Consider the following 24,546-nt stretch of genomic DNA (forward strand, 5'->3'; position numbering starts at 1 on the left):
TGGCACTGGTGAAAACAGTGTTGACGGGCCCTAGCGAGGCCGGGCCAATGTCGCCACGCTGTCCCAGGGCACGCCCGGCAGCGCCTCGTAGTGCGCCACCACCACCAGCCGCGCCGGCTGGCGCGCGGCTTCGGCCAGGGCCTGGCCGAGGTAGCTGACCGAAGGCTTGTCGAGCCCCGCCACCGGCTCGTCGATGAGCGTGAGCGCGGCCCCGCTGGCCAGCGCGGCGGCCATCAGCGCCTTGCGCCGGCTGCCGGTGGACAAGGCAAAAAAAGGCTTGTCCAGATGAGGTTCCAGCGAGAACCCCTCCACATGCGCCGCCAGGGCGGCGGCGTCCCACTGCGCGCAGTGCGCAGGCAGGCTGCCCAGCCACTGGCGCACCGTGAGCGGGTCCAGCGCCGTGGCGCGCGGGTCCTGCCAGAACACCTGCGCGCGCCAGGCCGCGGCAGGCACCGCCCCCCGGCGCACGCCGCGCAGCGTGATATCGCCCGCCTGGGGCGCCAGCTCACCCGCCAGCACGCGCAGCAGCGTGGTCTTGCCCGTGCTCTCGTCGCCCTGCACCAGCGCCAGCCCCGCGGGCCATGCGAGGCTGAAGCCCTCCAGCACCGCGCACTCCGGGTAGGCAAACCGCAACCCCTGCACCTGCAACACCACGCTGTCGGCCACCATGCATCCTTGCGAAAAGAAGAAAAGAAGGGATTCTAGGAGGCCGCCGGCCTCGCGCGCCGCGCCCGCAGCCAGCCCCCGGCCTGGTTGACCACGAGCCCGCAGAGCACGGCCCCCGCTCCCGCCCACTGCAGCGGCGCGGGCTGCTCTCCCAGAAAGGCATATGCGGCCCACAGCCCGACCACCGGCACCAGCAGTGAAAACGGAGTGACCCGCCCGGCGGGGTGGCGCTGCAACAGCTGCGTCCACAACGTGTAGGCGAGCAAGGTGGCCAGCAGGGCGAGGTACAGCACGGCCGCCAGCGCCACGCCGTCCACCGCCCGCAGCTGCGCGAGCACGCCCTGCGCGCCATCGGTCCACAGCGCCAGCGCGAAGAAAGGCACGATCGGCACCGTGCTGCTCCACACGATGAACGGGAACGGCCCGTACGGCCCCGCCGTCGCGGCACGGCGCGCCACGAGATTGGACACCGCCCACATGAAGGCGGCCGCCAGCGTGAGCACGAAGCCCGCGAGCGTCATCTGCCCGGGGCCTTCGCCATGGGCGAGCCCGATGGTCATCAGCCCCGCGAAGGCCAGCGTGAGGCCCCACCACTGCCAGGGCCGGGCGCGCTCGCCCAGCAGCGGGGCGGCCAGCAGCAGCGTGAAGAAGGCCTGCGTCTGCATGACGACCGACGCCATGCCCGCCGTCATCCCCAGCTGCAACCCCAGGAACAGGAATCCGAACTGGCCCAGGCCCTGGGCCAGCCCATAGCCCAGCACGAACCGCCAGGGGAGCGCCGGGCGCGGCACGAACAGCAGGAAGGGCAGCGACGCGGCCGAGAACCGCAGCGCCCCCAGCAGCATGGGGCTAAGCCCCTGCAGGCCCAGCTTCATCACCACGAAGTTCAGCCCCCAGATGACCACCACCGCCAAGGCGCGCAGCAGGTCGCCCCGGCTCAGCGCGGCGGCATTCATGCGGACACCACGCGGCTGCCCACTGCCACCGGACGCCCCTGGCGTTCGCGCGCGGCCACGAAGGCGTCGAAGGCCTCGCTGCTGGTCTTGGCCGGCACGTAGCCCAGCACCTCCTTGAGCGCGGTGTTGTGCAGCACCGGGCGATAGCGCAGAAAGTCGAGCTGCTCGGGCCCGTAGCGGCTCACGCCCAGGGCCGACCCCATCGCCAGCGCGGCGCGCAGCAGGCCCGCCGGCAGGTCCAGCACCGGTTTGCCCAGGCGCGCCGCGATCTCGCGCAGCGGCAGCGCGCCATCGCCCGCGAGGTTGAAGCACCCGGCGCGGCGCGTGCGCAGCGCGTGCACGATGGCACCGGTGACATCCTCGTCCCAGATGAACACGAACGGACTGGCGCTGCCCCGGATGGCCAGCAGGCGCCGCTTCTCGAACAGCGCCGTGATCTGGTTGTCCACCCGCTCGCCCAGGATGGTGCCGATGCGCAGCACGGTCTGCGCGAGTTGCGGGTGCTGTGTGCGGTAGCGCGCCAGCATCTCCTCCACCAGGCGCTTGTGGTGCGCATAGGCAAAGACTTCGTTCCCCCGCAGCGCATCCGTTTCGCGCAGCCAGTCGGGATTGTCGGCGTGGTAGCCATAGGCCGCGCCGCTGGAGCTGACGACCAGGTGCCGCACGCCCGTAGCCACGCAGGCGTCGAGCACGTTCTGGCTGCCCAGCACGTCCACGGAGTATTCGAATTCGCGGTTGGAGCCCTTGCCGGGCGTGACGATGGAGGCCAGGTGCACCACGCTGTCAATGGAGTGCTCGGCCAGCGTTTGCGCCAGCGCCGGGTCGCGCACGTCCTGCACCACGTAGGTGACGCCGGGCAGGCGGCGCTCGGCGGGCACTTCGCGCACGTCGGCGGCGACGATGACGGGGGCGCCCTCGCGCGCCAGGGCCGCCACCACGCCGCGGCCCAGGAAACCGTCGGCCCCGGTCACGAGAATGCGCGCCATCATGCGCCGCCCTCCCGCACGGCATGGGGCACCACGGGCGGCCGGCGCCCCCACCATCCCGCCAGCGCCAGGCCCGCGATGATGTCCCAGAAGCCCCAGACGCCCGCCACCACGGCCATGCCGCCCAGGCCGCCGAAGAAGCTGAAGATCAGCACCAGGCCCAGCCCGGCATTGCGGATGCCGACTTCGATGCTCACGGCGCGCCGGTCGTAGTCGGACAGGCCGCTCAGCCGTGCACAGGCATACCCGGTGCCGAAGGCCAGCGCATCGTGCAGCGCCACCGCCAGCAGCACCAGCCCCACGTAGTCGAGAAAATAGCGCCAGTTGCCCGCCACCGCACCGATGATGAAGCCGATCAGGCAGACGAAGCTCAGGATGCGCACGGGCTTGTGCACCCGCCGCGTGAAGCGGGGCAGCTTCTCGGCACACAGGATGCCCAGCACGAACGGCAGCCCGATGATGGCCACGATGTGGCCCGCCATCTCCAGCGGGTCCAGCGCGATGCTGCGCAGCAGCGGCGCCGCCGTGGGGTGCATGCCGCCCCAGAAGGCGAAGTTCAGCGGCATGAGCACGATGGCCAGCGCGTTGGAGATCGCCGTCATCGACACCGACAGCGCCACGTTGCCCCCCGCGCGGTGCGTGAGGATGTTGCTCACGTTGCCCGGCGGGCAGCAGGCCACGAGGATCATGCCCAGCGCGATGCTGGGGCCGGGCGAAAGCAGCAGCGTGAGCACGAAGGTCACCGCCGGCAGCACGATGAACTGCGCGGCCACGCCCACCGCCATGGCGCCTGGCATGCGCAGCACGCGCTTGAAGTCGGCCACGCGCGTGTCCAGCGCGATGCCGAACATGAGGAAGCCCAGCACCACGTTGAGCACCACGAGCGATGCGGGATTGAAATTGAGCCGGATTTCGTCGACAGGCAGCATGGTGGGCCCTTCGGAATAGTGGGGAGGGAATTCAGGCCAGCGCGGCAGACGCCGCGCGCACCGCGCTGCGGTAGGTGTCCTTGTGCACGTAGTACGCCATGCGTTCGAGCTTGAGGTACTTGAAGCCGCCCGAGAGGTCGGGGGCCGGGCCGGCCTTGGCCTGGCGCAGCGCATCGGCGCGGGGCGATCCCTCTGCCTGCGCCCTGAAGAAGCGCGCCACCAGTTCGGCCTGCTCGTAGCGGCCCTGCCAGCCGATGCCGCTGGCCTCGATCATGCCCATCACGGCCAGGTTGTCGAAGCGCGGCGAAAGGATGTTCAAGTACAGCTGCGGCGCCATGCCCTGCCAGTTCAGCAGGCTGTGGTCGATGAAGGGGTAGTGCAGCTTGTAGCCCGTGGCGCAGAGCACCAGGTCATAGTCCTGCGCGCTGCCGTCCTTGAAAAACACGGTGTGCCCCTGCAGGCGCGCGATGTCGGGTCGTACGTGGATGTCGCCGTGGCCCAGGTGGTGCAGCACCAGCGAGTTCACCACGGGGTGCGACTCGTACATCTTGTAGTCGGGCCTGGGCAGGCCAAAACGCACCGGGTCGCCCGTGAACCACTGCAGCACCACGCTGTCGACCTTCTGCTTGAGCCAGGGCGGCATCTTGAACTTGCCACCGAGCGTGTCGGAGGGCTTGCCAAACACGTACTTGGGCACGAAGTAGTAGCCGCGCCGCACTGACAGATCCACACTGCGCGCGTAGTGCACCGCATCCACGGCGATGTCGCAGCCCGAATTGCCCGCGCCCACCACCAGCACGCGTTTTCCCTTGAACAGCTCGGCGCTCTTGTAGGCGCTGGTGTGCAGCAGCTCGCCGTCGAACCGGCCCTCGAAACGCGGCATGCTGGGTTCGGCCAGCGTGCCGTTGGCAATGACCACGCCCTTGAACTGCGCGGTCTGCGCGGGCCCCCCGTGCTGGCTCCAGGTGATGCGCCACAAGGGGGCCGCCCCTTCCCCCGCAGGCTCCACGTTCAATACGCGGCAGCCGAACCAGTAGTGCGGGCGCAGCGCGAAGTGCTCCGCGAAATCAAAGAAATACTGCCGCATCTCGCGGTGGCTGGGGTAGTCGGCCACGCCGGCGCGCATGGGGAATTCGGTGAACTCCGTGGTGGTCTTGCTGGAGATCAGGTGCGCGGATTCGTAGACGGTGCTGCGCGGGTTCTCGATGTTCCACAGCCCCCCCACGTCCGTGTGGGCCTCGAAGCCCTGGAATGGCACGCCCAGCTTCTGCAGGTTGCGCGCCGCCGCCAGTCCGCTGGGGCCGGCGCCGATGAGCGCGATCTGTGTGCGGGTGTCCACCACGGTGGGGGTTGTCTCCGGTGTCATGTCTTTTTTGCTTTCTGTCGGCATTTTTTTGGGGCCCATCCCGCCATGGGCAGGTCAGGCGCGGGGATCGGTGGGGGGCGCCAGGCCCGGTATCGGCGTGGCACCCGCCTCGCCCCTGCGCGGCTTGCGCGGCTGGCCCAGCAGCAGGCGGTCGTGCAGGGCGCCGGGCAAGAGGTTGAGCAGCCGCGCCAGCCAGCCAATGCGCGCGGGCAGAACGATGTGGGTGCGGCCCCGCGCGATGCCAGCCAGCATGGCGCGCGCGGCGGCATCGGGCTCCATGAGGCCGGGCATGGCAAACCGGTTGCCCGCCGTGAGGGCCGTGCGCAGGTAGCCCGGGCTCACCGTGACCACCGCCACGGGCCCGCCGCGCATTTCGGCGCGCAGGCTCTCCAGGTAGCGGATCAGGCCGCCCTTGCTGGCGCAATAGGCGCCGTTGCCCGGCATGCCGCGCCATCCCGCGATGCTGGCCACGCCCACCAGGGCCCCGCGCCGCTGCGAGCGCATCGCGGTCACGAACGGCTGGAAGGTGGTGGCGGCGCCCAGGAGGTTGATCTCCAGCATGCGGCGCAGCACGGCCAGGTCGTCCGCCTGCGCGGTGTCATAGCCGCCGGCCACGCCGGCGTTGGCGATCACGAGGTCGGGCGCGCCCGCGCGCGCCATCCAGTCGGCCGCCATGGCCTGCATGGCGGCACTGTCCGCCACGTCGGGCGTGTACACGGCGCAGCGCTCTGGCGCGAGCGCGGCCAGCGCCTGCAGCGTGGGCAGGTGCAGCCCCACCAGCGCCACCGCGGCGCCCCGTGCGATCAGTTCCCGCGCCAATGCCTGGCCCAGGCCGCCACAGGCGCCCGTCAGTACCGCGTTCTGGAATGAGGCTGTCATGGACATGTGTTGTTCAAGGGGATATGTGTTTGCAGCTTAGCCAAAGTGCGGAATAATCTCGGAATGATTTATGAATTCGTCTCGAATTCCGGTATTTATGACAGAAACATCCCCCAGCCTGCGGCTCTTTGAGTTGCTCGAGATCCTGTGCGCCCAGGGCCGCCCGTTCACGCTGGTCAATGCGGTGGAGGCCTGCGGCTGGCCCAAGCCCAGCGTGCACCGCATGCTGGGCCAGCTGGAGGGCGGCGGGCTGCTCGCGCGCGAACCGGGCGGGCGTCGCTACGCCCCGGCGCCCCGCCTGCTGCGGCTGGCCGAAAGCGCGCTGAGCGCGGGCACGCAGCAAAGCGTGCGCCACGCGGTGCTGCGCCAGCTGGTGGCCGACATCGGCGAGAGCTGCAACCTAACCGCCCTGAGCGGCGCCGAAGTGATCTACCTGGACCGCGTGGAATCAGCGTTTCCGCTGCGCCTGGAGCTGCGGCCGGGCACCCGCGTGCCCATCCACTGCTCGGCCAGCGGCAAGCTTTTCCTGGCCTACCTGTCGGCGGCGCGGCGCGGCGCCATCCTGGACGGGTTGCCGCTCACGCGCCACACGGCCACCACCCTCACCGACCGCAAGGCCCTGGAGGCCGAACTGGAGCAGATCGCGCGCCAGGGCTATGCCACCGACGCCGAGGAGTTCGTGGATGGGCTGGTGTGCGTTGCGGTGCCCGTGCCGGCGGGGGGGCGGCGCAGCGTGCACAGCGCGGTGGCGCTGCAGGCCCCGGCAGTGCGCATGCCGCTGGCGCGGGCCCTGCAGCAGGTGCCCCGGCTCAGCGAGGCGGCGCAGGCCCTCGCCCGCACCTGGACATGAACCCGGACCGCAACCACGAGACACCAGACACCATGCCACTTCACTACCTGGACTTTGACTACAGCGAAGACACGGACGGCACCGGCACCTTCGATGCCATGGCCAGCGTGTCGCCCGCGCAGATGCCCGCCCTGCACGCCGAGATCGCGCAGGTGCTGCGCTGGGCCCACGCGCAGTACCCCGACGCCTGCGGTCCCTCGGAGGAAAGTGGCGAATGGCAATACGACCTGCAGGGCGTGCAGGAGGTGAGCACGCCGCTGGCGCTGGACTTCGATGCAGCGAGCGGGCGCATCGCCACCGTGCCCGGCACCCCGGCCCCTCCCCGGACCACGGTCACGCTGTCGCTCAGCGGGCATGCGGGCTTCTGCGGCGCCCTGCGCGAAGCGTTCGCCATCGACTGACGCGGCGGCGCGGTGCGGGGCTGCCTCGCATGCCTGCGTGAGCGCGGGCCGTCCGCCTACACCGCCCCCGGGGTCCGCGCCCTATCCTCGGATCACGCCGCCGTGTCGGATGCCCCGACGCGCAGCGCACGAAGGATATTTCCATGGAAAGCACCCCGTCCCGCGCCCCTGCCCGGTCCCAGCCTTTTCTTCGAGGCTGCGGCGGCAGCACGGCTTCACCCCTGGCCCTGCCCACTGGCGCGGGCCGTGAAAACACCCTGGCGCAGGGCGGTGAAGCCACTCTTCCCTCGCTGCCGCCCTCCACCCAGCCCGTTGCGGCCAGCCCGGTGGCGCGCGCGCCGGCGATCCACCAGGGCCACGGCCGGGTGCGCATGGAGTTGCAGATCGACCTGAGCTATGAGATCGACCAGTACGGCGCGGACTTCGTGTTCAACATCCATGCCGCACAGACGCCCAGCCAGGCGGTCAGCAGCGAACGGCTCGTCATCAACCAGGACATTCCCCACAATATCCATACCGACCCGGCCACCGGCAACCGCTATCTGCGCCTGCACGGCGAACCCGGCATCCTGGAAGTGTCGTATTCCGCCACGGTGGACATCACCCACTACCGCACCGACCCCTCCCAGCTGGCGGAGGTCCCCGTGCGGCGCCTGCCGCAGGAAGTCATGGGGTACATCTACCCCAGCCGGTACTGCCAGTCCGACCGCCTGCTGCGCCTTGCCCTCAACGAGTTTGGCGGGCTCTGGCAAGGCCACAGCCGCGTGCAGGCGATCCGGGACTGGGTCCAGCGGCATGTGGCGTTCACCTCGAACACGTCCAACTCCAACACCTCGGCGGTCGATACCCTGGTCGAGCAGGTGGGGGTGTGCCGCGATTTCGCGCACCTGATGATTGCCCTGTGCCGCGCCGTGAACATTCCCGCGCGCTTCACCACCGGCACCGACTACGGTGCCGACCCGGCCCTGGGCCCGCCGGACTTCCATGCCTACGTCGAGGCCTACCTGGGAGACCGGTGGTACATCTTCGACCCCTCGGGCACCGCCATACCCATGGGGTTGCTGCGCTTTGGCACCGGCCGCGATGCGGCGGACGTGGCGTTCGCCACCATCTTCGGCGGCGTGCGGGCACAGCCCCCGGTGATACGGACCCAGGCCGTGGAAGACGCCGCACGGGGTTTCGTGCTGCCCGGCCATTGCACCGATGCGCTCTCCACCGACCACGGTGCGGGCGTGGCGGCGGGTTTCATCGCGCCGTGAAGGGGTGCCGGTGCGCCCGCGCACCGTGCTTTTTCGCGCCCCATGGGCCGCCAAACCCCTGGGTCCGGGGGGCGGATGGCGGTGGCCGGGAAGCCCCCCCACCCCGGCTGTGGCCTAATATCACTCTTTTTTCCACTATCTCAGAGACCTACCATGGGCAACAAGATCGTCACCGAAGCAGACCGCAAGCGCACCCCCCGGCCCACGCCGGTGCCCGGCTACACCCTCGCCACCCCTGGCCGCGGCCAGCGCGTGAGCCTGGAGCGCGGTGTTGCCACCCGCAGCAAGAAGAACCCCGGCAAGCGCTCCAAGAAGGGCGGCTGATCGCCAGATCGCCACGGCCGGCTGCGCCGGCCCCCGCAAAAGCCCTCGCCAGAGGGCTTTTTGCTTTCTGGTCCCCGCCAGGGCCGGTGCGGGCAAGGCTCCCCAGGCTTGCGGGCGCGAACATCGTGCAGGCGACACCAACCCGGCCCCGAACCGCCGTGGACAGGTTCTAATCCGCCCATGATCACCGTTCACCACCTCGAAACCTCGCGCTCGCAGCGCGTCCTGTGGCTCCTGGAAGAACTGGGCGTGCCCTACGAGCTCAAGATCTACCAGCGCGACAAGGCCACCCGGCTGGCCCCGCCCGAGCTCAAGAAGATCCATCCACTGGGCAAGTCGCCCGTGATCACCGACGGCGGCGAGGTGATCGCCGAATCCGCCGCGATCATCGAATACCTGGTGGAAACCTACGGCGCCCGCGCCAGCGGGGACCTGGCCCACCTGCAGCCCGCCCCCGGCACGCCCGAGTACCGCCAGTGCCGGTTCTGGATGCACTACGCCGAGGGCTCGCTCATGAACTGGCTCGTGATGAAGCTGGTGTTCATGACCATTCCCACGCAGCCCATGCCCTTTTTCGTGAAGCCCATCGCCCGGGCGCTGTGCGGCAAGGTGCAGGACAAGGTAATCGACCCCAACGTGGCCACCGCGCTGGCCTTCATGGAAGAGCACCTGGGCCGGCACACCTGGTTCGCGGGCGAGCACCTCACCATGGCCGACTTCCAGATGAGCTTCGCGGTGGAAGCCGCGCTCGCGCGCGCCAGCACGGCCGGCAACTGCCCGCGCCTGCAGGCCTACCGCCAGCGCATGGAGGCACGCCCGGCGTACCAGCGCGGCATCGCCAAGGGCGGGCCGGTGGTGATGGGCGCTGCCTGACGGCGCCACGGCGGGAAGGGGCGGGCCGCGCTAGCGCAGCCCGCACACCAGCGGCCCGGGGTCGTTCCGCGCCAGTTCCCGCTCGTTCTTGGCCTGCGCCACCTCCACGTCGCGCGGCAGGGCCACGCCGTTCTTCACGGCCAGGATTTCCGCCATCACGCTCACCGCGATCTCGGGCGGCGTCTTGCTGCCGATGTAGATGCCGATCGGGCCGCGCAGGCGGGCCAGGCTCTCGGCGGTCTGCCCGAAATGCTCCATCATCCGGGCACGGCGCGCTTCGTTGTTGCGGCGCGAGCCGATGCCGCCCACATAGAACGCCTCGGTGTCCAGCGCCTCCAGCAGCGCCAGGTCGTCGAGCTTGGGGTCGTGCGTGAGCGCCACCACGCAACTGCGCCGGTCGGGCCTGAAGGCCAGCACCACATCGTCGGGCATGCCGCTCACCAGCGTGGCCGCGGGCACGTTCCAGCTGCCGCGGTATTCCTCGCGCGGGTCGCACACCGTGACCGCGAAGCCGTTGAACAGCGCCATGGTGGCCAGGTATTCCGCCAGCTGGCCGGCGCCGATCAGCAGCATCCGGTACTCCGGGCCGAAGGTGTTGGTCAGCTGCCGGGTGTCCACCGCCAGCTCGGCGGGGGCAGCGGCGGGCTGCACGGTGGCCAGCCCGTCGGCCAGGCGCACGGTGCGCTGCATGAGCCGCCCGCCCTCCAGCGCAAGGATCAGATCGCGGAGGCTGGCCGGGTCGGGGTCGTATTCCAGCAGCAGCTCCAGCGTGCCGCCGCAGGGCAGCCCGAACCGGTGCGCCTCGTCGGCCGTGACGCCGTATTTGACAAACGCGGGAGGTCCGCTCGGAATGCGCCTATCGCCGCCATCGCCCGTGCCGGCCTGCGCCGCCGCCTGCGCATAGGCCCGCGTGTGGCGGTCGATCAGGTCGTCCTCGATGCACCCGCCCGAGACCGATCCCACCACCGAGCCGTCTTCACACAGCGCCATGATCGAACCCACCGGCCGGGGCGAGGAGCCCCAGGTCCGCACCACCGTGGCCAGCAGCGCCCGCCGGCCCGCGGCCCGCCAGCCCTGCAGCGTGCGCAGCACCATCACATCCAGGTTTTCCATTTGCTTCGTTGCCCATTCATTTCTACGGCCCCTGCCTCCGGCCCCGCAGCCCACACAGGGTGCGCGCGGCGCCTCGGGCGGGGCTCAAACCTGCAGGGGCTCAGTTCCACCACCACGCTAACAGCACCAGCGCCGCCGCGCCCACCACCCACACCCAGACCGGAATGCCGCTGGGGGGATTGTCCTCACCCGCCGATGCCGCCAGCGCGCCCGACGCCGCAACGGCGGCCCCGCCCCCCGCCCCGGGCTCGGGGTCGTCGGCCACGGGCGCGCGCGGATGGCGGCGCTGCATCTCGGTGTCAAAGCGCTTGAAGAAATCCTCGGCCATGCCCTTGGCCGCGCCATCGATGAGGCGCTGGCCGAGTTGGGCGATCTTGCCGCCCACGGTGGCGTGCACGGTGTAGTGCAGCTCGCAGCTGTCCTGCCCGGCCGCATCGGCCGGCAGCGGCACCAGCTTGACCTGGGCGCTGCCCTTGCCAAACCCGGCCACGCCGCCCGATCCGTCGAAGGCGATGGTGTAGCTTTCGGGCGGCACGATCTCGGAGAGCGTGATCTTGCCCGCGAACTTGGCGGACACCGGGCCGATCTTGAGCGCCATCGCCACGCTGTACTGGTGCTCGCCCGTGGGCTCGACCTTGTCGCAGCCAGGGATGCACAGCTTGAGCACTTCGGGATCGTTGAGCGCGTCCCAGGCCTGCTGCTGGCTGACGGCGAGGGTTCGGCTGGCTTGCATTTCCATGGTGGAGTCCTCCGGGTTCCTGAACAATGGGGGGGCTGTGCGCGTGCGGGCCACGCGCTCACTGGCGCAGCACTTCGGCCAGGCTGCCAGCCAGGTCCTGCAGGCGGCTGAGGTTGTGCACGGCGACCATGCCGTGGGCCTGGCGGTGCAGCACCGCGGCGCCACGCGCCGTGGGCGCATAGCCCTCGAAGCGCAGCAGGGGGTTGAGCCACAGCAGCCGGCCGCAGTGCCGGCGCAGCCAGCCCAGCTCCCTCTCCAGCACCTCGGGCGCGCCGGTATCGAGCCCGTCGCTGACCAGCAGCACCAGCGTGCGCCGCCCCACGAGCCGGCGCGCGTGCTGCACGCGCAACCGGGCCAGGCTGTCGCCCAGGCGCGTGCCGCCGGCAAAGTCAGGGATCGCCTGGCTGGCCGCCTCCAGCATCGCATCGGTATCGGCCAGGCGGAACGCGGGCGTGAGGTCGGTGAGGCCGGTGCCGAACGCGAACACGTCGCGGCGCAGGCCCGCGCCTGCGTGGCGGGGCGCGGTGGCGGCATGCAGAAACGCAAGCAAGAGCCGCGCGTAGCGCTCCATGGAGCCGGACACATCGACCAGCACGCACAGCGGCAATGGCTGCCGGCGCCGCTGCAGCAAAGGCACGCGCAGCACCTCGCCGCCCGTGCGCGCGGCCTGCTGCATGGCGCCCGGCCAGTGGGGACGCCCGCCGCGCGTGCCCGGGCGGGTGCGGCGGGCCGCATAGCGCGGCAGGGGCAAGGGAATTTCACGCGCCAGCCGCTCCACCAGCCTGTATTCGCTGGCCGAAAGCTGGTTGAAGTCGGCGTGCCGCAGGCGCTGCAGGTCGCTGGCGGTCATGGCGGCGTCGAGGTCGATCTTGTCATCCTCGCGCGGCGCTGGCGCATCGCGCGCGGCGCGCACCGGGGACAGCGCCTCGCTCACGCGCGGGCGGCGTTTGGCGGGCTCGGCCCTGGACTCGGCACTGGGCAGCATCTGGGCCAGCAGCTTCTGTGCGATGCCGGGGTTCTTGAAATAGGCGTCGAACAGCTCGCGGAACACCTGCCGGTCCTGCTCGCGGCTGATGAGCACGGACTCCAGCGCGGCGCCGAAGTCCTCCCGCCCCACGCCCACCAGCATCACGGCCTGTTGCGCCAGGGCCATGCGGGCCGCATCCACGGGCACGCCGGCACGGCGCAGCGTGCGGCCAAAACCCGTGAGGTTGTCGGCCAGCTTGCCGGTGCGGGCATCCCCCAGCTGCGAGATCGTCGTGCCCTCAGCCATGGCGCGAGCCTTCACGCATCCGTCTCGGCGGGCTGCAGCAGCTGCGCCGCCATGTCGCGCGTGAGGGCCGCCACGTCCTCGCGCTGCTTGAACAAAATGCCGGCGGTGTCGGACACCACCTCCGGGTCCACCACGATGGTGTCGAGCGCCACCAGCGCCTTGGCCCACTCCACGCTCTCCGCGATGCCCGGCGCGCGCTGAAAGGCGTTGGCGAACGGCTGGCTGCGCAGGCGGCCCACAAAATCCGCCACCTGGGTGGCCAAGGCCGCGCTGGCATGCGGCACCTGCGCACGCACGATGGCCAGCTCGCGTTCGCGCTCGGGGTAGTCCAGCCAGTGGTACAGGCAGCGGCGCTTGACAGCGTCGTGCAGGTCGCGCGTGCGGTTGCTGGTGAGGATGGTGACCGGTGTGGCCGTGGCGCGCACGGTGCCGATCTCGGGAATGCTCACCTGGTACTCGCCCAGGTATTCGAGCAAAAACGCCTCGAAGGGCTCATCGGCACGGTCGACCTCGTCGATGAGCAGCACCGCACCGGGGGCTGGTGCCTGCAGCGCCTGCAACAGGGGGCGGCGGATGAGGTAGCGGTCCTGGTACACCTCGCGCTCCACCTGCGCCATGTCGGCACTGCCCTGGCCTTCCGCCGCACGCATGTGCAAAAGCTGGGCCGCGTAGTTCCATTCGTACAGCGCCTCGCGCTGCTCCAGCCCGTCGTAGCACTGCAGGCGGATCAGGCTGCGCGAGAGCACCTTGGCAAGTGCCTGGGCCAGCGCCGTCTTGCCCACGCCGGGTTCCCCTTCCAGCAGCAGCGGGCGCTGCAGCTGGAGCGCCAGGAACACGGCCGTGGCCAGCCGCCGGTCGGCAAAGTACCCGACGCCCTGCAAGGCCAGCACCAGGGCATCGATGGAGGACAGCGCGGGCGCGGTCACGGGCGCAGCAGGGGAAACGTTCATCACTATATTTTTAATAGCTACCAGCGCTTGACAGACAAGCGCTGGAGGCCAATTTCATTCAAACACCCGCTCCTGGATGCCGGACAGCGGCAGCGGGCACTCTCCCGCCCGTCAGCCCAGCATCTGCGCCACCGCCCGCTGGGTCTGCACGCTGATGAGGTTGGCGCGGTAGGCCGCGCTCGCGTGGATGTCCGCGTTGAGATCGCCCGCGTCAATCCTGACCGCCGCCGCCGATGCGGGCGTGAAGCTCTGGTTCAGCGCGGCCTCGAGCCCCGCGTGCCGGAACACGCTGCTGGCCGCACCCGTCACCGCCACGCGCACGCCGCCATCGGTCTGCGCCACGAACACGCCCACCAGCGAGAAGCGCGATGCCGCCTGCTTGAACTTCAGGTAGGCCGCGCGCTTGGGGATGGGGAAGCGGATGGCGGTGATGATCTCGCCCTCTTCCAGCGCCGTGGTGTACATGCCCACGAAGAAGTCGTCGGCCGCGATCTCGCGCTGGTTGGTGACGATGGTGGCGCCCAGGCCCAGCACGGCGCTGGGGTAGCAGGCCGCCGGGTCGTTGTTGGCTACCGACCCGCCCAGTGTGCCCCGCGCGCGCACCTGCCGGTCGCCGATGTGGGCCGCCAGGTCGGCCAGCGCAGGGATGGCGCTTTGGACCTCTGCACTGTTGGCCACGTCCATGTGGCGCGTCATGGCGCCGATCACCAGCGCGTTGCCCTCGCGGCGGATGCCCGCCAGCTCGGGAATACTGTTCAGGTCGACGATCTTCTCGGGGTTGGCCAGGCGCAGCCGCATCGACGGCAGCAGGCTTTGCCCGCCCGCCAGCAGCTTGCCGCCCTGGGCGATGAGCTGCGCGGCGGCTGCGGTGGACGATGGGTTTTCAAAGGTGAAGGCGTACATGGTGTGTCTCCTCAGGCCTTGGCGTTCTGGATGGCTTCCCACACGCGGTGCGGCGACGCGGGCATGTCGAACTCCTTCACGCCCAGCGGGTGCAGCGCGTCGAGCACGGCGTTGATCACCGCCGGTGGCGAGCCGATGGCCCCCGCCTCGCCGCAGCCCTTGGTACCCAGCGGGTTGTGCGTGCAGGGCGTGCACACATGGCCCAGCTTGAACTCGGGGAAGTCGTCGGCGCGCGGCATGGCGTAGTCCATGAAGCTGCCCGTCAGCAGCTGGCCGGTCTCGCGGTCGTACACGCAGTTTTCCATCAATGCCTGGCCGATGCCCTGCACCAGACCGCCATGCACCTGGCCTTCCACGATCATCGGGTTGATGATGGTGCCGAAGTCGTCCACGGCGGTGAACCTGTCCACGCGCGTGCTGCCGGTGGCGGGGTCCACCTCCACCTCGCAGATGTAGGTGCCTGCGGGGAAGGTGAAGTTGGTCGGGTCGTAGAAGGCCGTCTCGTTGAGCCCGGGTTCGAGCTTGTCGAGCGGGTAGTTGTGCGGCACGTAGGCCGTGAGCGCCACCTGGCCGAACGGGATCTTCTTGTCCGTGCCGCGCACGGTGAACTCGCCGCCGCTGAAGTCGATGTCGGCGTCGCTCGCCTCCATCAGGTGGGCCGCGATCTTCTTGGCCTTGGCCTCGATCTTGTCCAGCGCCTTCATGATGGCCGCGCCGCCCACGCTGATGGAGCGCGAGCCATACGTGCCCATGCCGAAGGGCACGCGGCCCGTGTCGCCGTGCACGATGTCCACGTTCTCCACCGGAATGCCCAGGCGCGCGGCCACCACCTGCGCAAAGGTGGTCTCGTGCCCCTGGCCGTGGCTGTGCGAGCCGGTGAACACCGTCACGCTGCCCGTGGGGTGCACGCGCACCTCGCCGCATTCGAACAGGCCCGCGCGCGCACCCAGGGCGCCGGCGATGTTGGACGGCGCGATGCCGCAGGCTTCGATGTATGACGAATAGCCGATGCCGCGCTTGAAGCCCTTGGCCTCGCTGGCCGCCCTGCGCGCCGCAAAGCCCGCCACGTCGGCCAGCTCCTGCGCCTGCGCCATGCAGGCGTGGTAGTCGCCCACGTCGTACTGCAGCGCCACCGGCGTCTGGCAGGGCCAGCTGGTGATGAAGTTGCGCTTGCGGATCTCGTCCTGCGACAGGTTCATCTCCCAGCCGCAGCGCGATACCAGGCGCTCGAGCAGGTAGGTGGCCTCGGGCCGGCCCGCGCCCCGGTAGGCATCGACCGGCGCGGTGTTGGTGAACCAGGCATCCACCTCCACATAGATCTGCGGCGTGGTGTACTGCCCCGCCAGCAGCGTGGCATAGAGGATGGTGGGCACGGCCGTGGCGAAGGTGGAGAGGTAGGCACCCAGGTTGGCGTCGGTGTGCACGCGCATGGCCAGGAACTTGCCATCCTTGTCCATCGCCATTTCGGCATGGCTCACATGGTCGCGGCCATGCGCGTCGGACAGGAAGGACTCGCTGCGGTCGGCCACCCACTTGATGTTGCGGTTGAGCTTCTTGGCCGCCCAGGTCAGGCACACGTCCTCGGCATACAAAAAGATTTTGGAGCCGAAGCCGCCCCCCACGTCGGGCGCGATCACGCGCACCTTGTGCTCGGGCAGGCCCATCACGAAGGCCGTCATGAGCAGGCGCTCGACGTGCGGGTTCTGGTTGCTCACGTACAGCGTGTATTCGTCGTTGGCCCGGCTGTACGAGCCGATGGCCGTGCGCGGCTCCATCGCGTTGGGGATGAGGCGGTTGTTGACCAGGTCGAGCTGCGTCACGTGCGCGGCACTAGCGAACACCGAGTCCACCGCGCTCTTGTCGCCGATGGCCCACTTGTAGCAGTGGTTGTCCTCGGCGATGTCATGCAGGCCCGCGCCCGCCACGGTGCCGGCGGCGGCATCTGCCACGCTGACCACGGCGGGCAGCACGTCGTAATCCACCTCCACCAGCTCGGCCGCGTCGCGCGCCTGCTGCTGCGTGAGGGCTACCACCATGGCCACGTGGTCGCCCACGTAGCGCACCTTGCCCTGCGCCAGGATGGGGTGCGGCGGCTCCTTCATGGGCTGGCCGTCGGTGCTGGTGATGAGCCAGCCGCAGGGCAGGCCGTTGATGTTGTCGGCCGCCACGTCGGCGCCCACGAACACGCCCAGCACGCCGGGCGCGGCCTTGGCGGCGTCCACGTTGATGCTGTTGATGCGCGCGTGCGCATGCGGCGAACGCACGAACACGGCATGGCTCTGCGCGGCCAGCACCACGTCGTCGGTGTACTGGCCGGCGCCGGTGAGGAAGCGGTAGTCTTCCTTGCGCTTGAGCGATTCGCCGATGTGCGGCAGCTTGGAAAAGTCGGATGCACCCATGGTCGTTCTCCTTTTTATGCCGATGCCATGGCTTTTTGGCCGACCTGCACCGCGCGCACGATGTTCTGGTAGCCGGTGCAGCGGCAGATGTTGCCTTCGAGCAGCTCGCGGATCTCGCCTTCGTTCGCCTGGGGATGGTGCTTGCACAGGTCCACCGCGCTCATCACCATGCCCGGCGTGCAGAAGCCGCACTGCAGGCCGTGGCATTCCTTGAACGCCGCCTGCATGGGGTGCATGGTGCCGTCCGCGGCGGCCAGGCCTTCGATGGTCTGCACCTCGGCGCCCTGGGCCTGCACGGCCAGCATGGCGCAGGACTTCACGGCGCGGCCGTTCACATGCACGGTGCACGCGCCGCACTGGCTGGTGTCGCAGCCCACGTGCGTGCCGGTGAGCAGCAGGTGCTCTCGCAGCGCATGGACAAGCAGGGTGTTGGGCGGGACGTCAACGCTGGCAGCGCGCCCGTTGACCGTGAACTGGACTTGCATCTGGCTGTCTCCTGGAAGAGTTTTGGCTGGATAGGCCGTTGAATCTTCTGCCTGCCCCCCGGCCCCACCCCTAGGGAGAACCCTAGATTCACGGGAGTGCGCGCGGGATATTCTCAAAATGAAACATGTTGCGCCGCACACCGGCGCATCATGCGCACGGCGTTCCGCGCGCCGCTCCGCCTTCCACGTCCCAGGGGTCTGTCCGATGCTTTCCGCTGCACCGCCGTTGCCGGCCGCCGACCGCCACGCGCTGATCGCGCAGGCCCGCCATGCGCTGCTGGCCGATGGCGCGGCCCCCGCGCGCGCCGATGTGGAGCCCTGGATCACGCGATCGTGGCAGCGCTGCCTGGCCCAGGGCCTGCGCCCCGCGCAGCACGTGGCGTTCGACATGGTCAGCGCCCCCGCGCTGCGCCGCAGCCGGGAACAGAACCACCCCCTGCTGCAGGCCGCGCGGCCGGTGCTCGCACAGCTCACCCGTGCCATCGCGGGCATGCGCTACTTCGCCATCCTGACCGATGCGCGCGGCATCGTGGTGGATGTGCAGGGCACCTTCGACCGCCGCGACCCGCGCGCCCGCGCCATCGGCCGCGTGGGCATCGATCTCTCGGAGGCCGCGGTGGGCACCACGGCCATCGGCGCCGCGCTGGCCGAGCTGCAGCCCGTCTGGCTGCACCGGGGCGAACACTTCTTTGACGACAACGCCAGCTACAGCTGCGCGGGCGCGCCGCTGTTCGATCCGCACGGCCACTGCATGGGCATGCTCGACCTGACCGGCGTGGACGTGCCCGAGCGCCCCGAGCTGCGGCACCTGGTGGCGCGCTCGGCCCGCGCCATGGAAGACGCGCTGCTGCTGCACATGCCCCATGCGCTGCTGCTGCGCCTGAACTGGCCCGGCTGCCCGCTGGGCGCCGAAGGCGACGGCCTGCTGGCGCTGGATGGCGATGGCTATGTGATCGGCAGCAACAGCGTGGCCCGCCAGCTATTGCCCCAGCCCCTGCGCGCGCCCGGCAGCCCGTTGCACTGCGGTGACCTCATCGCGCTGCCCTGGACCCTGCTGTTCGACGCCGCCCGCCAGCGCGGCGCGGCGCGGCCGCTGGATCTGCCCCTGTGGTCCGGCCTGCGGCTGCAGGGGCTGGCGCACCACGACACGCGCGCGGCGGGTGTCCACGGCCTCGCGGCCGCGCCCCCGGGCGCGCAGGCCACCTTGCCCGCCAATGGGCCGCGCCTTGCCGGCGCAGCGGCCCCCGCGCCGCTGCGCGAGGCGGAAACCGCCCTCATCCGCCAGGCGGTGCAGGATGCCCGCGGCAACGTGGCGGAGGCAGCCCGCGCCCTGGGCATCAGCCGCGCCACCGTGTACCGCAAGCTGGGGGCGCACAGGGGGCACTGAGGGCGGGTCTTCGGGCCCGGCACGCAGGCAGCCAGGCCCGGCACAAGGACTGCGTTCATGCACGAAAATGCCGCACCGCGCTTGTCACACAAGCGGCTGCAGCTATTCAAACAATAGCAATCCCGCCAGCACGCCTGTCGGCGGCCCCCAGCGGCCGCCCTGCACCCGCCTCAGACCTCCGCCAGGGCCAGCACCACCGCGCTGTCATCGACGACCAGCACCACCTTGCTGCCGGCGCGCAGTCCGCTGCCCGCGGGGGCAAAACCCACCATCCGCACCCCCGCGGCCAGTTCGGCGGACACCTCGTCGCCCGACGCGCCGCGCACCACGCGCACCGCCCTGGCCGGCAGGCGGCAGCGGGCGGGCTCCTCCGTCCCCTGCGTGCCGGTCTCGGTGCGCGGGCCCGCCAGGCGTTCCACCCGCACCGCCGTGGCCTTGCACAGTGCCTGCACCGCCAGCCCGGTCTGCAGGCCCAGCAGTTCGGCGCTCTCGCGCGTGATCCGCGAGATGAGCACGGCCGCCGCCGGGGCGCCGCCCCCGCCCTCCCCGGTCTCCAGCGCCAGGTGCACCCGCACGATCTGCCCCTGCACCTCCAGCCGCCGCACCACGCACGGCCACTGGTTGCGCATGCTGGTGCGCACGGCCAGCCGCGCCAGCGCGGGCCCGGCATGGGGCGTGGCCTGCCAGCGCGACAGCACCGCGCCGCGCGCCTGGGCCATGGCATCTGCGGCGGCGAGCAACTGCTGCCCCGCCTCGGTCAGCCGCGCCCCGCCGCCCCCCGCCCCACCCACGGCCCGCGCCACCAGCGCGCTGCCCGCGAGGTTGGTCAGGGTGTCCACCGCCTGCCAGGCCGCCTTGTAGCTCACCCCCACCACCCGGGCCGCCTGCGAGATCGAGCCCGTGGCGCCGATCTGCCGCAGGATGTCGATGCGCTTGTCGGTGAGGGCGTGGGTCAGCGCGGAAGAAATGGAAAGGGAGGAAGGCATGGTGAAGATCGGATTGGTGGCCAGGGCCGGCATGGGATTCTGACCGGACGGCGCACCACCCCCGCCCCGCCTTCGCGCCCCGGCGCAACGCGGCAGTGGCAACGGACCCGCCTGTTGACCTGGCGCAGGGACATCTCTCGCCAGTGCATGTCCGGGATGCGATTTTTTCTGCCGCCAGGCGCCGGGCCGCCGTGGCTTCATATACTCTCGCTATTCCATTAATGAATAGCGCACCTGCGCCACGCCGCCATGCCGTTCCGCTTCATTCCTGTGCCCCGCTCCCTTGCCGCCACCGCCATCTGCCTTGCGATGTTTCAGGCCGCCCATGCCGACAGCGTGTCGGTCGCCGTGGCCGCCAACTTCACCGCCCCCATGCAGAAGATCGCCGCGGCGTTTGAGGCCGACACCGGCCACAAGGCGGAGCTGTCCTTCGGCGCCACGGGCAAGTTCCATGCACAGATCACCAACGGTGCGCCGTTCCAGATCCTGCTGGCGGCCGATGACACCACCCCCGCCAGGCTGGAGAAGGAAGGCAAGGCCGTCGCCAACTCGCGCTTCACCTATGCCATCGGCACGCTGGTGCTGTGGAGCGCGCAGCCCGGCACCGTGGACGCTCAGGGCGCCGTGCTCAAGACCGGCGACTTCAAGCACCTGGCCATCGCCAACCCCAAGCTTGCCCCCTACGGCCTGGCCGCGATGCAGGTGATGGACAAGCTGGGCGTCACCGCGCGGCTGCAGCCGCGCTTCGTGCAGGGCGAGAACATTGCCCAGACCTACCAGTTCGTCTCCACGGGCAATGCGCAGCTGGGCTTCGTGGCGCTGTCGCAGGTGATGGCCGATGGCAAGATCACGGGCGGGTCCGCATGGCAGGTGCCGGCCGAACTGCACGAACCCATCCGCCAGGACGCGGCCCTGCTCACCCCCGGCAAGGACAGCGCCGCCGCCGCGGCACTGCTCCAGTACCTGCGCGGCGACAAGGCACGCGCCATCATCAGGTCCTACGGCTATAGTTTCTGAGCCGGCGGCCCGCACGCGCCGGCGCCGCGGCCCCGGCGATTTCCCTCCACCTCCCCATCCGCTTTTCAGCTATCCATGCCTTTTTCCAGCGCCGACCTTGCGGCCATCGGCCTCACGCTGCGCCTGGCGGGCACCACCATGGCACTGCTGCTGGTGCTGGGCACGCCGCTGGCCTGGTGGCTGGCGCACACGCCGTCGCGCTGGCGGGGCCCGGTGTCGGCCGTGGTGGCGCTGCCGCTGGTGCTGCCGCCCACGGTGATCGGCTTTTACCTGCTGGTCACGATGGGCCCCCACGGCCCGGTGGGCCAGTTCACGCAGTCGCTGGGGCTGGGCACGCTGCCCTTCACTTTCTGGGGGCTGGTGGCGGGCTCGCTCATCTACTCGCTGCCCTTCGCGGTGCAGCCGCTGCAGCACGCGTTCGAGGCCATCGGCCAGCGCCCGCTGGAAGCCGCCGCCACGCTTGGCGCCGGGCCCATGGACCGTTTTTTCACCGTGGCGCTGCCGCTCGCGCGCCCGGGCTTCGTGACCGCCGCCATCCTGAGCTTCGCCCACACGGTGGGCGAGTTTGGCGTGGTGCTGATGCTGGGCGGCAACATCCCCGGCGTGACGCGCGTGGTGTCCGTGCAAATTTACGACCATGTGGAGGCGCTGGAATACACGCAGGCCCACTGGCTGGCCGGCGGCATGGTGCTGTTCTCGTTCGTCGTACTGCTGGGGCTGAACCTCACGCGGCACCGGCCGGCGTCCATGGTGCAATGAGGGCCGGCGCGATGGCACCCCAGGACGAGACGCTCCCCCCGCAGATCACCGCCCGGCTGAAGCTGGAGCGCCCCGGCTTCACGCTGGACGTGGACCTGCGCCTGCCGGGGCGTGGCGTGACGGCCCTGTTCGGGCCCTCGGGCTGCGGCAAGACCACCTGCCTGCGCGCCGTCGCCGGGCTGGCGCGGGCGCAACCGGGCCGGGTGGAAGTCAACGGCGAGGTGTGGCAGGACGATGCGCTGCGGGTCTGGCGCGCCACGCACGAGCGCGCGCTGGGCTATGTGTTCCAGGAAGCCAGCCTGTTCGACCACCTGAGCGTGCGCGGCAACATCGGCTATGGCCTGCGGCGTACGCCCGCCGCGCGCCGCAAGGTGGCGCTGGAGCAGGCCGTGGAGCTGCTGGGCATCGGCCCGCTGATGGACCGCAAGCCCCATGCGCTGTCGGGCGGCGAACGCCAGCGCGTGGCGATGGCCCGCGCCCTGGCCACCAGTCCGCGCCTGCTGCTGATGGATGAACCCCTGGCCGCGCTGGACGCACAGCGCAAGGCCGAGGTGCTGCCTTACCTGGAGCGCCTGCACCGCACGCTGGACATCCCGGTGCTCTACGTCAGCCACTCCATCGACGAGGTGGCCCGGCTGGCGGGCCACATGGTGCTGATGCAGGCGGGCCGGGTGCAGGCCCAGGGCAGCACCCACGAGCTCATCGTCAGGCTGGACCTGCCCCTGGCCCATGGCGATGCGGCGGCCACGGTGATCGACGGCGAGGTGCTCGGGCACGACCCGGACGACCATGTCACCACGGTGGCGTTCGCGGGGCGGCGGCTGCTGCTGGTGAGCCCGGTGGCGCGCGCGGCCGGGGAGCCCATCCGCCTGCGCGTGCAGGCACGCGACGTGAGCCTGGCGCTCACCGAACCGGCACACACGAGCATCCTCAACGTCCTGCCCGCCACCGTGGCCCAGGTCGCCGAGGACAGCCCCGGGCAGCTCATGGTGGCGCTGGATCTGGGGCCCACGCGGCTGCTGGCGCGCATCACCCAGCGCTCGGCCCAGGCACTGGCGCTGGCGCCCGGCAAGGCGGTCTTCGCGCAGGTCAAGGGCATCGCCATCGTCAACTGAGTGTCGGACAGCCGACACTGTCCAGGGATGTGCCGCGAGGCGCCGGACCGGCCGCCCAACGGTCGTATGATGCCCCTCCACAACGAGGGCGGGACATGGTGGTTTCAATCTGGCACAACGCAGCGCAGGCGTTCGCGGTGGGGTTTCCGCCGCTGCTCCAGTGCCTGCTGTTCTGGCTGTTCGCGTCGCTGGTGGTGCATGTCTGCCAGCGGCTGGTGGAGCACACGGCATTTTCGGTCGATCCGTCCAGCCGGCGCATCAGCGCGTCGCACGCGGCCCTGTGCATCGGCTGCATCGTCTGGGCGCTCGATGTGGTCGGCCTGTTCATGTATGCGGAACTGGCGCACCACGCCGCGGCGCTGGACCTGGTGCCCGCCCTGAGCGGGCTGATCATCATGGTGGTCAGCGCGCGCCTGACGATTCCCACGCTCAGCACCGGTGCCAGCAAGGCGCGCATCGCGGTGGCGGGGCTGTGCCTGGCCGTCGGCATGCTGGTGGCGCATTTCACGATCACGCGGGACCAGGTGCAGGACTTCGCCTCGGTGAACTGGACGGCCATCGCGCTGGCCTTCGCCATCGCCATGGGCATCGCCACCGTCACGTCCATGCGCCACCGCTCGGCCAGGCTGAGCGTGCTCACCCCCCGCTACCGCCGCCAGTCGTGGGACGAGAAGGTGCTGTGCGGGGCCGCGATCCTGCTGCTGCACTGGCTGCTGGTCAACACCTTTGCCCTGCACGCCCGCACGCCACGCGGCGAACCCGAGAGCCATGCGCTGCTCGGCATCGTGCTGGTGTTCGGCATCGCCCTGGCCATGGAACAGCTGAGCAACATGCGGTTTGACACCGGCCGCCAGCAGTTGCTGCGCAGGGGCCTGTCGATGATGCGGGTATCCAACATGGCCCAGAACCCCGAGCGCGACATGCAGCTGTCGCTCATCGCCGACCACCTGCCCAGCCTGCTGCGGCCGCAACGGCTGGCGCTGCACTTCCAGCCCATCCTGGACTTCCGGCAGCAGGGCGTGCAGTTCGAGGCGCTGCTGCGCATCACCGACAAGACCCTGGGGCCCATCAACCCCGAGATGTTCCTGCTGGTGTGCGAACTGCAGGGCCGGACGGTCGAAGTGGACCGCACCATCCTGGCCAACGCGCTCGACTGCGTGAAGTCCTGGCAGGCCCAGGGCCTGCACGACGTCACCATCAGCGTGAACGTGGCGCCCCTCACGCTGCTGGAAGACAGCTTCGTGCCCTGGCTGCGCGGCGAACTGGCCCAGCGCGCCCTGCCGCCCCGCGCGCTCAAGCTCGAGCTGACGGAGCACGCCATCATCGCGCTGGGCGCGCAGATGGTGGCCGCGATGCAGCGCCTGCGCACCCTGGGCGTGGCGGTGGTGATGGACGACTTTGGCACGGGCTACTCGTCATTGGGCATGCTGGCCGACCTGCCGATCGCCGGCATCAAATGCGACCGCCTGTTCGTGCAGCAGCTGCCGAAGGACCGGCGCCGCCAGTCGCTGCTGCGGCACATCGGCACGCTGGCGCAGGAGTTTGGGCTGTCCGTGGTGGTGGAGGGCGTTGAAACGGCAGAGGAACTGCGCATCCTGCGGTCGGTGGGCCTGCACGGCATCCAGGGCTATGTGTACAGCCGCCCCATGCCCGCGGCGGACGTGCCCGCCTGGCACGAAACGCAGATGCAGCCCCGGCGTGCCGCGCTGCAGGAGCTGGTGCCCGCGAAGGGTACCGCGACGGCGGCGCGCGCGCCCACGGCCTCCGCGCGGGGCCCGGCGCCCTGGGTGCCCGGAACATGACCACCCCCAAGGCGGCCCCCCCGCACCCCGCCGCAACCGCGCGGGAGCGCGCCAGCAGGGAATGCGAACGCACCGCGCGCCGCCGGAAACGCCGCCAGCCACCCGGCCTGGCGCCTGCCCTTCTCCTTT

The 24,546-nt window shown here is 70.4% G+C and carries 24 protein-coding genes; 10 read left to right on the plus strand and 14 right to left on the minus strand.

From position 1 onward, the window contains the following. Positions 1-30: 30 nt before the first annotated feature. From AC1RVY_RS22765 to AC1RVY_RS22790, 6 genes are read right to left on the minus strand one after another with little or no spacing between them, the layout of a single operon-like run. Positions 31-669 (minus strand): ABC transporter ATP-binding protein, encoded by a 639-nt coding sequence (locus AC1RVY_RS22765; RefSeq protein WP_255591800.1) that lies wholly within the window; start codon positions 667-669, stop codon positions 31-33. A gap of 32 nt (positions 670-701) precedes the next feature. Beyond that, positions 702-1,622, minus strand: a complete 921-nt coding sequence (locus AC1RVY_RS22770) for an EamA family transporter (RefSeq protein ID WP_218293813.1) — start codon at positions 1,620-1,622, stop codon at positions 702-704. Beyond that, positions 1,619-2,611 (minus strand): SDR family oxidoreductase, encoded by a 993-nt coding sequence (locus tag AC1RVY_RS22775; protein ID WP_218293812.1) that lies wholly within the window; start codon positions 2,609-2,611, stop codon positions 1,619-1,621. Before AC1RVY_RS22775 ends, AC1RVY_RS22770 begins: the two co-directional genes overlap by 4 nt. Next, entirely contained in the window at positions 2,608-3,537 is a 930-nt protein-coding gene (locus AC1RVY_RS22780; RefSeq protein ID WP_218293811.1) for a bile acid:sodium symporter family protein, read from the minus strand. The genes AC1RVY_RS22775 and AC1RVY_RS22780 overlap by 4 nt, the downstream gene beginning before the upstream one ends. Positions 3,538-3,568: 31 nt before the next feature. Next, the gene (locus tag AC1RVY_RS22785) at positions 3,569-4,903 is read right to left on the minus strand and encodes a flavin-containing monooxygenase (RefSeq protein ID WP_218293810.1); all 1,335 of its coding nucleotides are present in this window, start codon (positions 4,901-4,903) and stop codon (positions 3,569-3,571) included. A 54-nt stretch (positions 4,904-4,957) separates the two neighbouring features. Beyond that, positions 4,958-5,782, minus strand: a complete 825-nt coding sequence (locus AC1RVY_RS22790) for an SDR family oxidoreductase (protein ID WP_218293809.1) — start codon at positions 5,780-5,782, stop codon at positions 4,958-4,960. Between the two features lie 97 nt (positions 5,783-5,879). On the opposite strand from AC1RVY_RS22790, the gene AC1RVY_RS22795 reads away from it, so the two are divergent. The 5 genes from AC1RVY_RS22795 (at position 5,880) to AC1RVY_RS22815 (ending at position 9,489) form a co-directional block, all read left to right on the plus strand. After that, complete coding sequence (locus AC1RVY_RS22795) at positions 5,880-6,632, plus strand: IclR family transcriptional regulator (protein WP_492808296.1); 753 nt, start codon at positions 5,880-5,882, stop codon at positions 6,630-6,632. 32 nt (positions 6,633-6,664) lie between these two features. Then, on the plus strand, positions 6,665-7,033 hold the full coding sequence (locus AC1RVY_RS22800; RefSeq protein WP_492808298.1) for a hypothetical protein: 369 nt from the start codon (positions 6,665-6,667) through the stop codon (positions 7,031-7,033). A gap of 371 nt (positions 7,034-7,404) precedes the next feature. After that, positions 7,405-8,292: a transglutaminase-like domain-containing protein gene (locus AC1RVY_RS22805; protein ID WP_218341721.1), complete on the plus strand. Its 888-nt coding sequence runs from the start codon at positions 7,405-7,407 to the stop codon at positions 8,290-8,292. A 153-nt stretch (positions 8,293-8,445) separates the two neighbouring features. Continuing rightward, positions 8,446-8,616 (plus strand): hypothetical protein, encoded by a 171-nt coding sequence (locus tag AC1RVY_RS22810; RefSeq protein ID WP_162995995.1) that lies wholly within the window; start codon positions 8,446-8,448, stop codon positions 8,614-8,616. A gap of 180 nt (positions 8,617-8,796) precedes the next feature. Beyond that, complete coding sequence (locus AC1RVY_RS22815; protein ID WP_218293806.1) at positions 8,797-9,489, plus strand: glutathione S-transferase family protein; 693 nt, start codon at positions 8,797-8,799, stop codon at positions 9,487-9,489. 30 nt (positions 9,490-9,519) lie between these two features. Here AC1RVY_RS22815 and AC1RVY_RS22820 read toward each other — a convergent pair whose 3' ends face one another. The 7 genes from AC1RVY_RS22820 to AC1RVY_RS22850 form a co-directional block, all read right to left on the minus strand. Next, the gene (locus AC1RVY_RS22820; RefSeq protein ID WP_492808300.1) at positions 9,520-10,602 is read right to left on the minus strand and encodes an XdhC family protein; all 1,083 of its coding nucleotides are present in this window, start codon (positions 10,600-10,602) and stop codon (positions 9,520-9,522) included. A gap of 100 nt (positions 10,603-10,702) precedes the next feature. Then, positions 10,703-11,341, minus strand: coding sequence for an SRPBCC family protein (locus tag AC1RVY_RS22825; RefSeq protein WP_492808301.1), 639 nt, complete (start codon positions 11,339-11,341; stop codon positions 10,703-10,705). Between the two features lie 58 nt (positions 11,342-11,399). Beyond that, on the minus strand, positions 11,400-12,614 hold the full coding sequence (locus AC1RVY_RS22830) for a vWA domain-containing protein (protein ID WP_492808303.1): 1,215 nt from the start codon (positions 12,612-12,614) through the stop codon (positions 11,400-11,402). A gap of 11 nt (positions 12,615-12,625) precedes the next feature. Continuing rightward, entirely contained in the window at positions 12,626-13,564 is a 939-nt protein-coding gene (locus AC1RVY_RS22835; protein WP_492808305.1) for an AAA family ATPase, read from the minus strand. Between the two features lie 111 nt (positions 13,565-13,675). Further along, entirely contained in the window at positions 13,676-14,467 is a 792-nt protein-coding gene (locus tag AC1RVY_RS22840) for an FAD binding domain-containing protein (RefSeq protein ID WP_218293801.1), read from the minus strand. Between the two features lie 11 nt (positions 14,468-14,478). After that, positions 14,479-16,866, minus strand: coding sequence for a xanthine dehydrogenase family protein molybdopterin-binding subunit (locus AC1RVY_RS22845; RefSeq protein WP_492808307.1), 2,388 nt, complete (start codon positions 16,864-16,866; stop codon positions 14,479-14,481). A gap of 14 nt (positions 16,867-16,880) precedes the next feature. Further along, positions 16,881-17,351, minus strand: coding sequence for a (2Fe-2S)-binding protein (locus AC1RVY_RS22850; RefSeq protein WP_218293798.1), 471 nt, complete (start codon positions 17,349-17,351; stop codon positions 16,881-16,883). Between the two features lie 205 nt (positions 17,352-17,556). On the opposite strand from AC1RVY_RS22850, the gene AC1RVY_RS22855 reads away from it, so the two are divergent. After that, positions 17,557-18,738 carry a helix-turn-helix domain-containing protein gene (locus AC1RVY_RS22855; RefSeq protein ID WP_492808309.1) on the plus strand — a complete coding sequence of 394 codons (1,182 nt, stop codon included), beginning with the start codon at positions 17,557-17,559 and terminating at the stop codon, positions 18,736-18,738. A gap of 170 nt (positions 18,739-18,908) precedes the next feature. Here the strand turns inward: AC1RVY_RS22855 and AC1RVY_RS22860 are convergent, their stop codons facing one another. Continuing rightward, on the minus strand, positions 18,909-19,724 hold the full coding sequence (locus AC1RVY_RS22860) for a TOBE domain-containing protein (protein ID WP_492808311.1): 816 nt from the start codon (positions 19,722-19,724) through the stop codon (positions 18,909-18,911). A 309-nt stretch (positions 19,725-20,033) separates the two neighbouring features. On the opposite strand from AC1RVY_RS22860, the gene modA reads away from it, so the two are divergent. The 4 genes from modA to AC1RVY_RS22880 all read left to right on the plus strand — a co-directional run bounded on the left by modA (position 20,034) and on the right by AC1RVY_RS22880 (position 24,417). Then, on the plus strand, positions 20,034-20,741 hold the full coding sequence (gene modA / locus AC1RVY_RS22865; RefSeq protein ID WP_255591847.1) for a molybdate ABC transporter substrate-binding protein: 708 nt from the start codon (positions 20,034-20,036) through the stop codon (positions 20,739-20,741). A 75-nt stretch (positions 20,742-20,816) separates the two neighbouring features. Further along, positions 20,817-21,500, plus strand: coding sequence for a molybdate ABC transporter permease subunit (gene modB, locus AC1RVY_RS22870; protein ID WP_218293791.1), 684 nt, complete (start codon positions 20,817-20,819; stop codon positions 21,498-21,500). 11 nt (positions 21,501-21,511) lie between these two features. Further along, entirely contained in the window at positions 21,512-22,615 is a 1,104-nt protein-coding gene (modC, locus tag AC1RVY_RS22875; protein WP_218341668.1) for a molybdenum ABC transporter ATP-binding protein, read from the plus strand. 95 nt (positions 22,616-22,710) lie between these two features. Continuing rightward, positions 22,711-24,417 (plus strand): EAL domain-containing protein, encoded by a 1,707-nt coding sequence (locus AC1RVY_RS22880; RefSeq protein WP_492808313.1) that lies wholly within the window; start codon positions 22,711-22,713, stop codon positions 24,415-24,417. Positions 24,418-24,546 lie beyond the last annotated feature (129 nt).

The organism is Acidovorax sp. GW821-FHT11A03, from assembly GCF_058809075.1.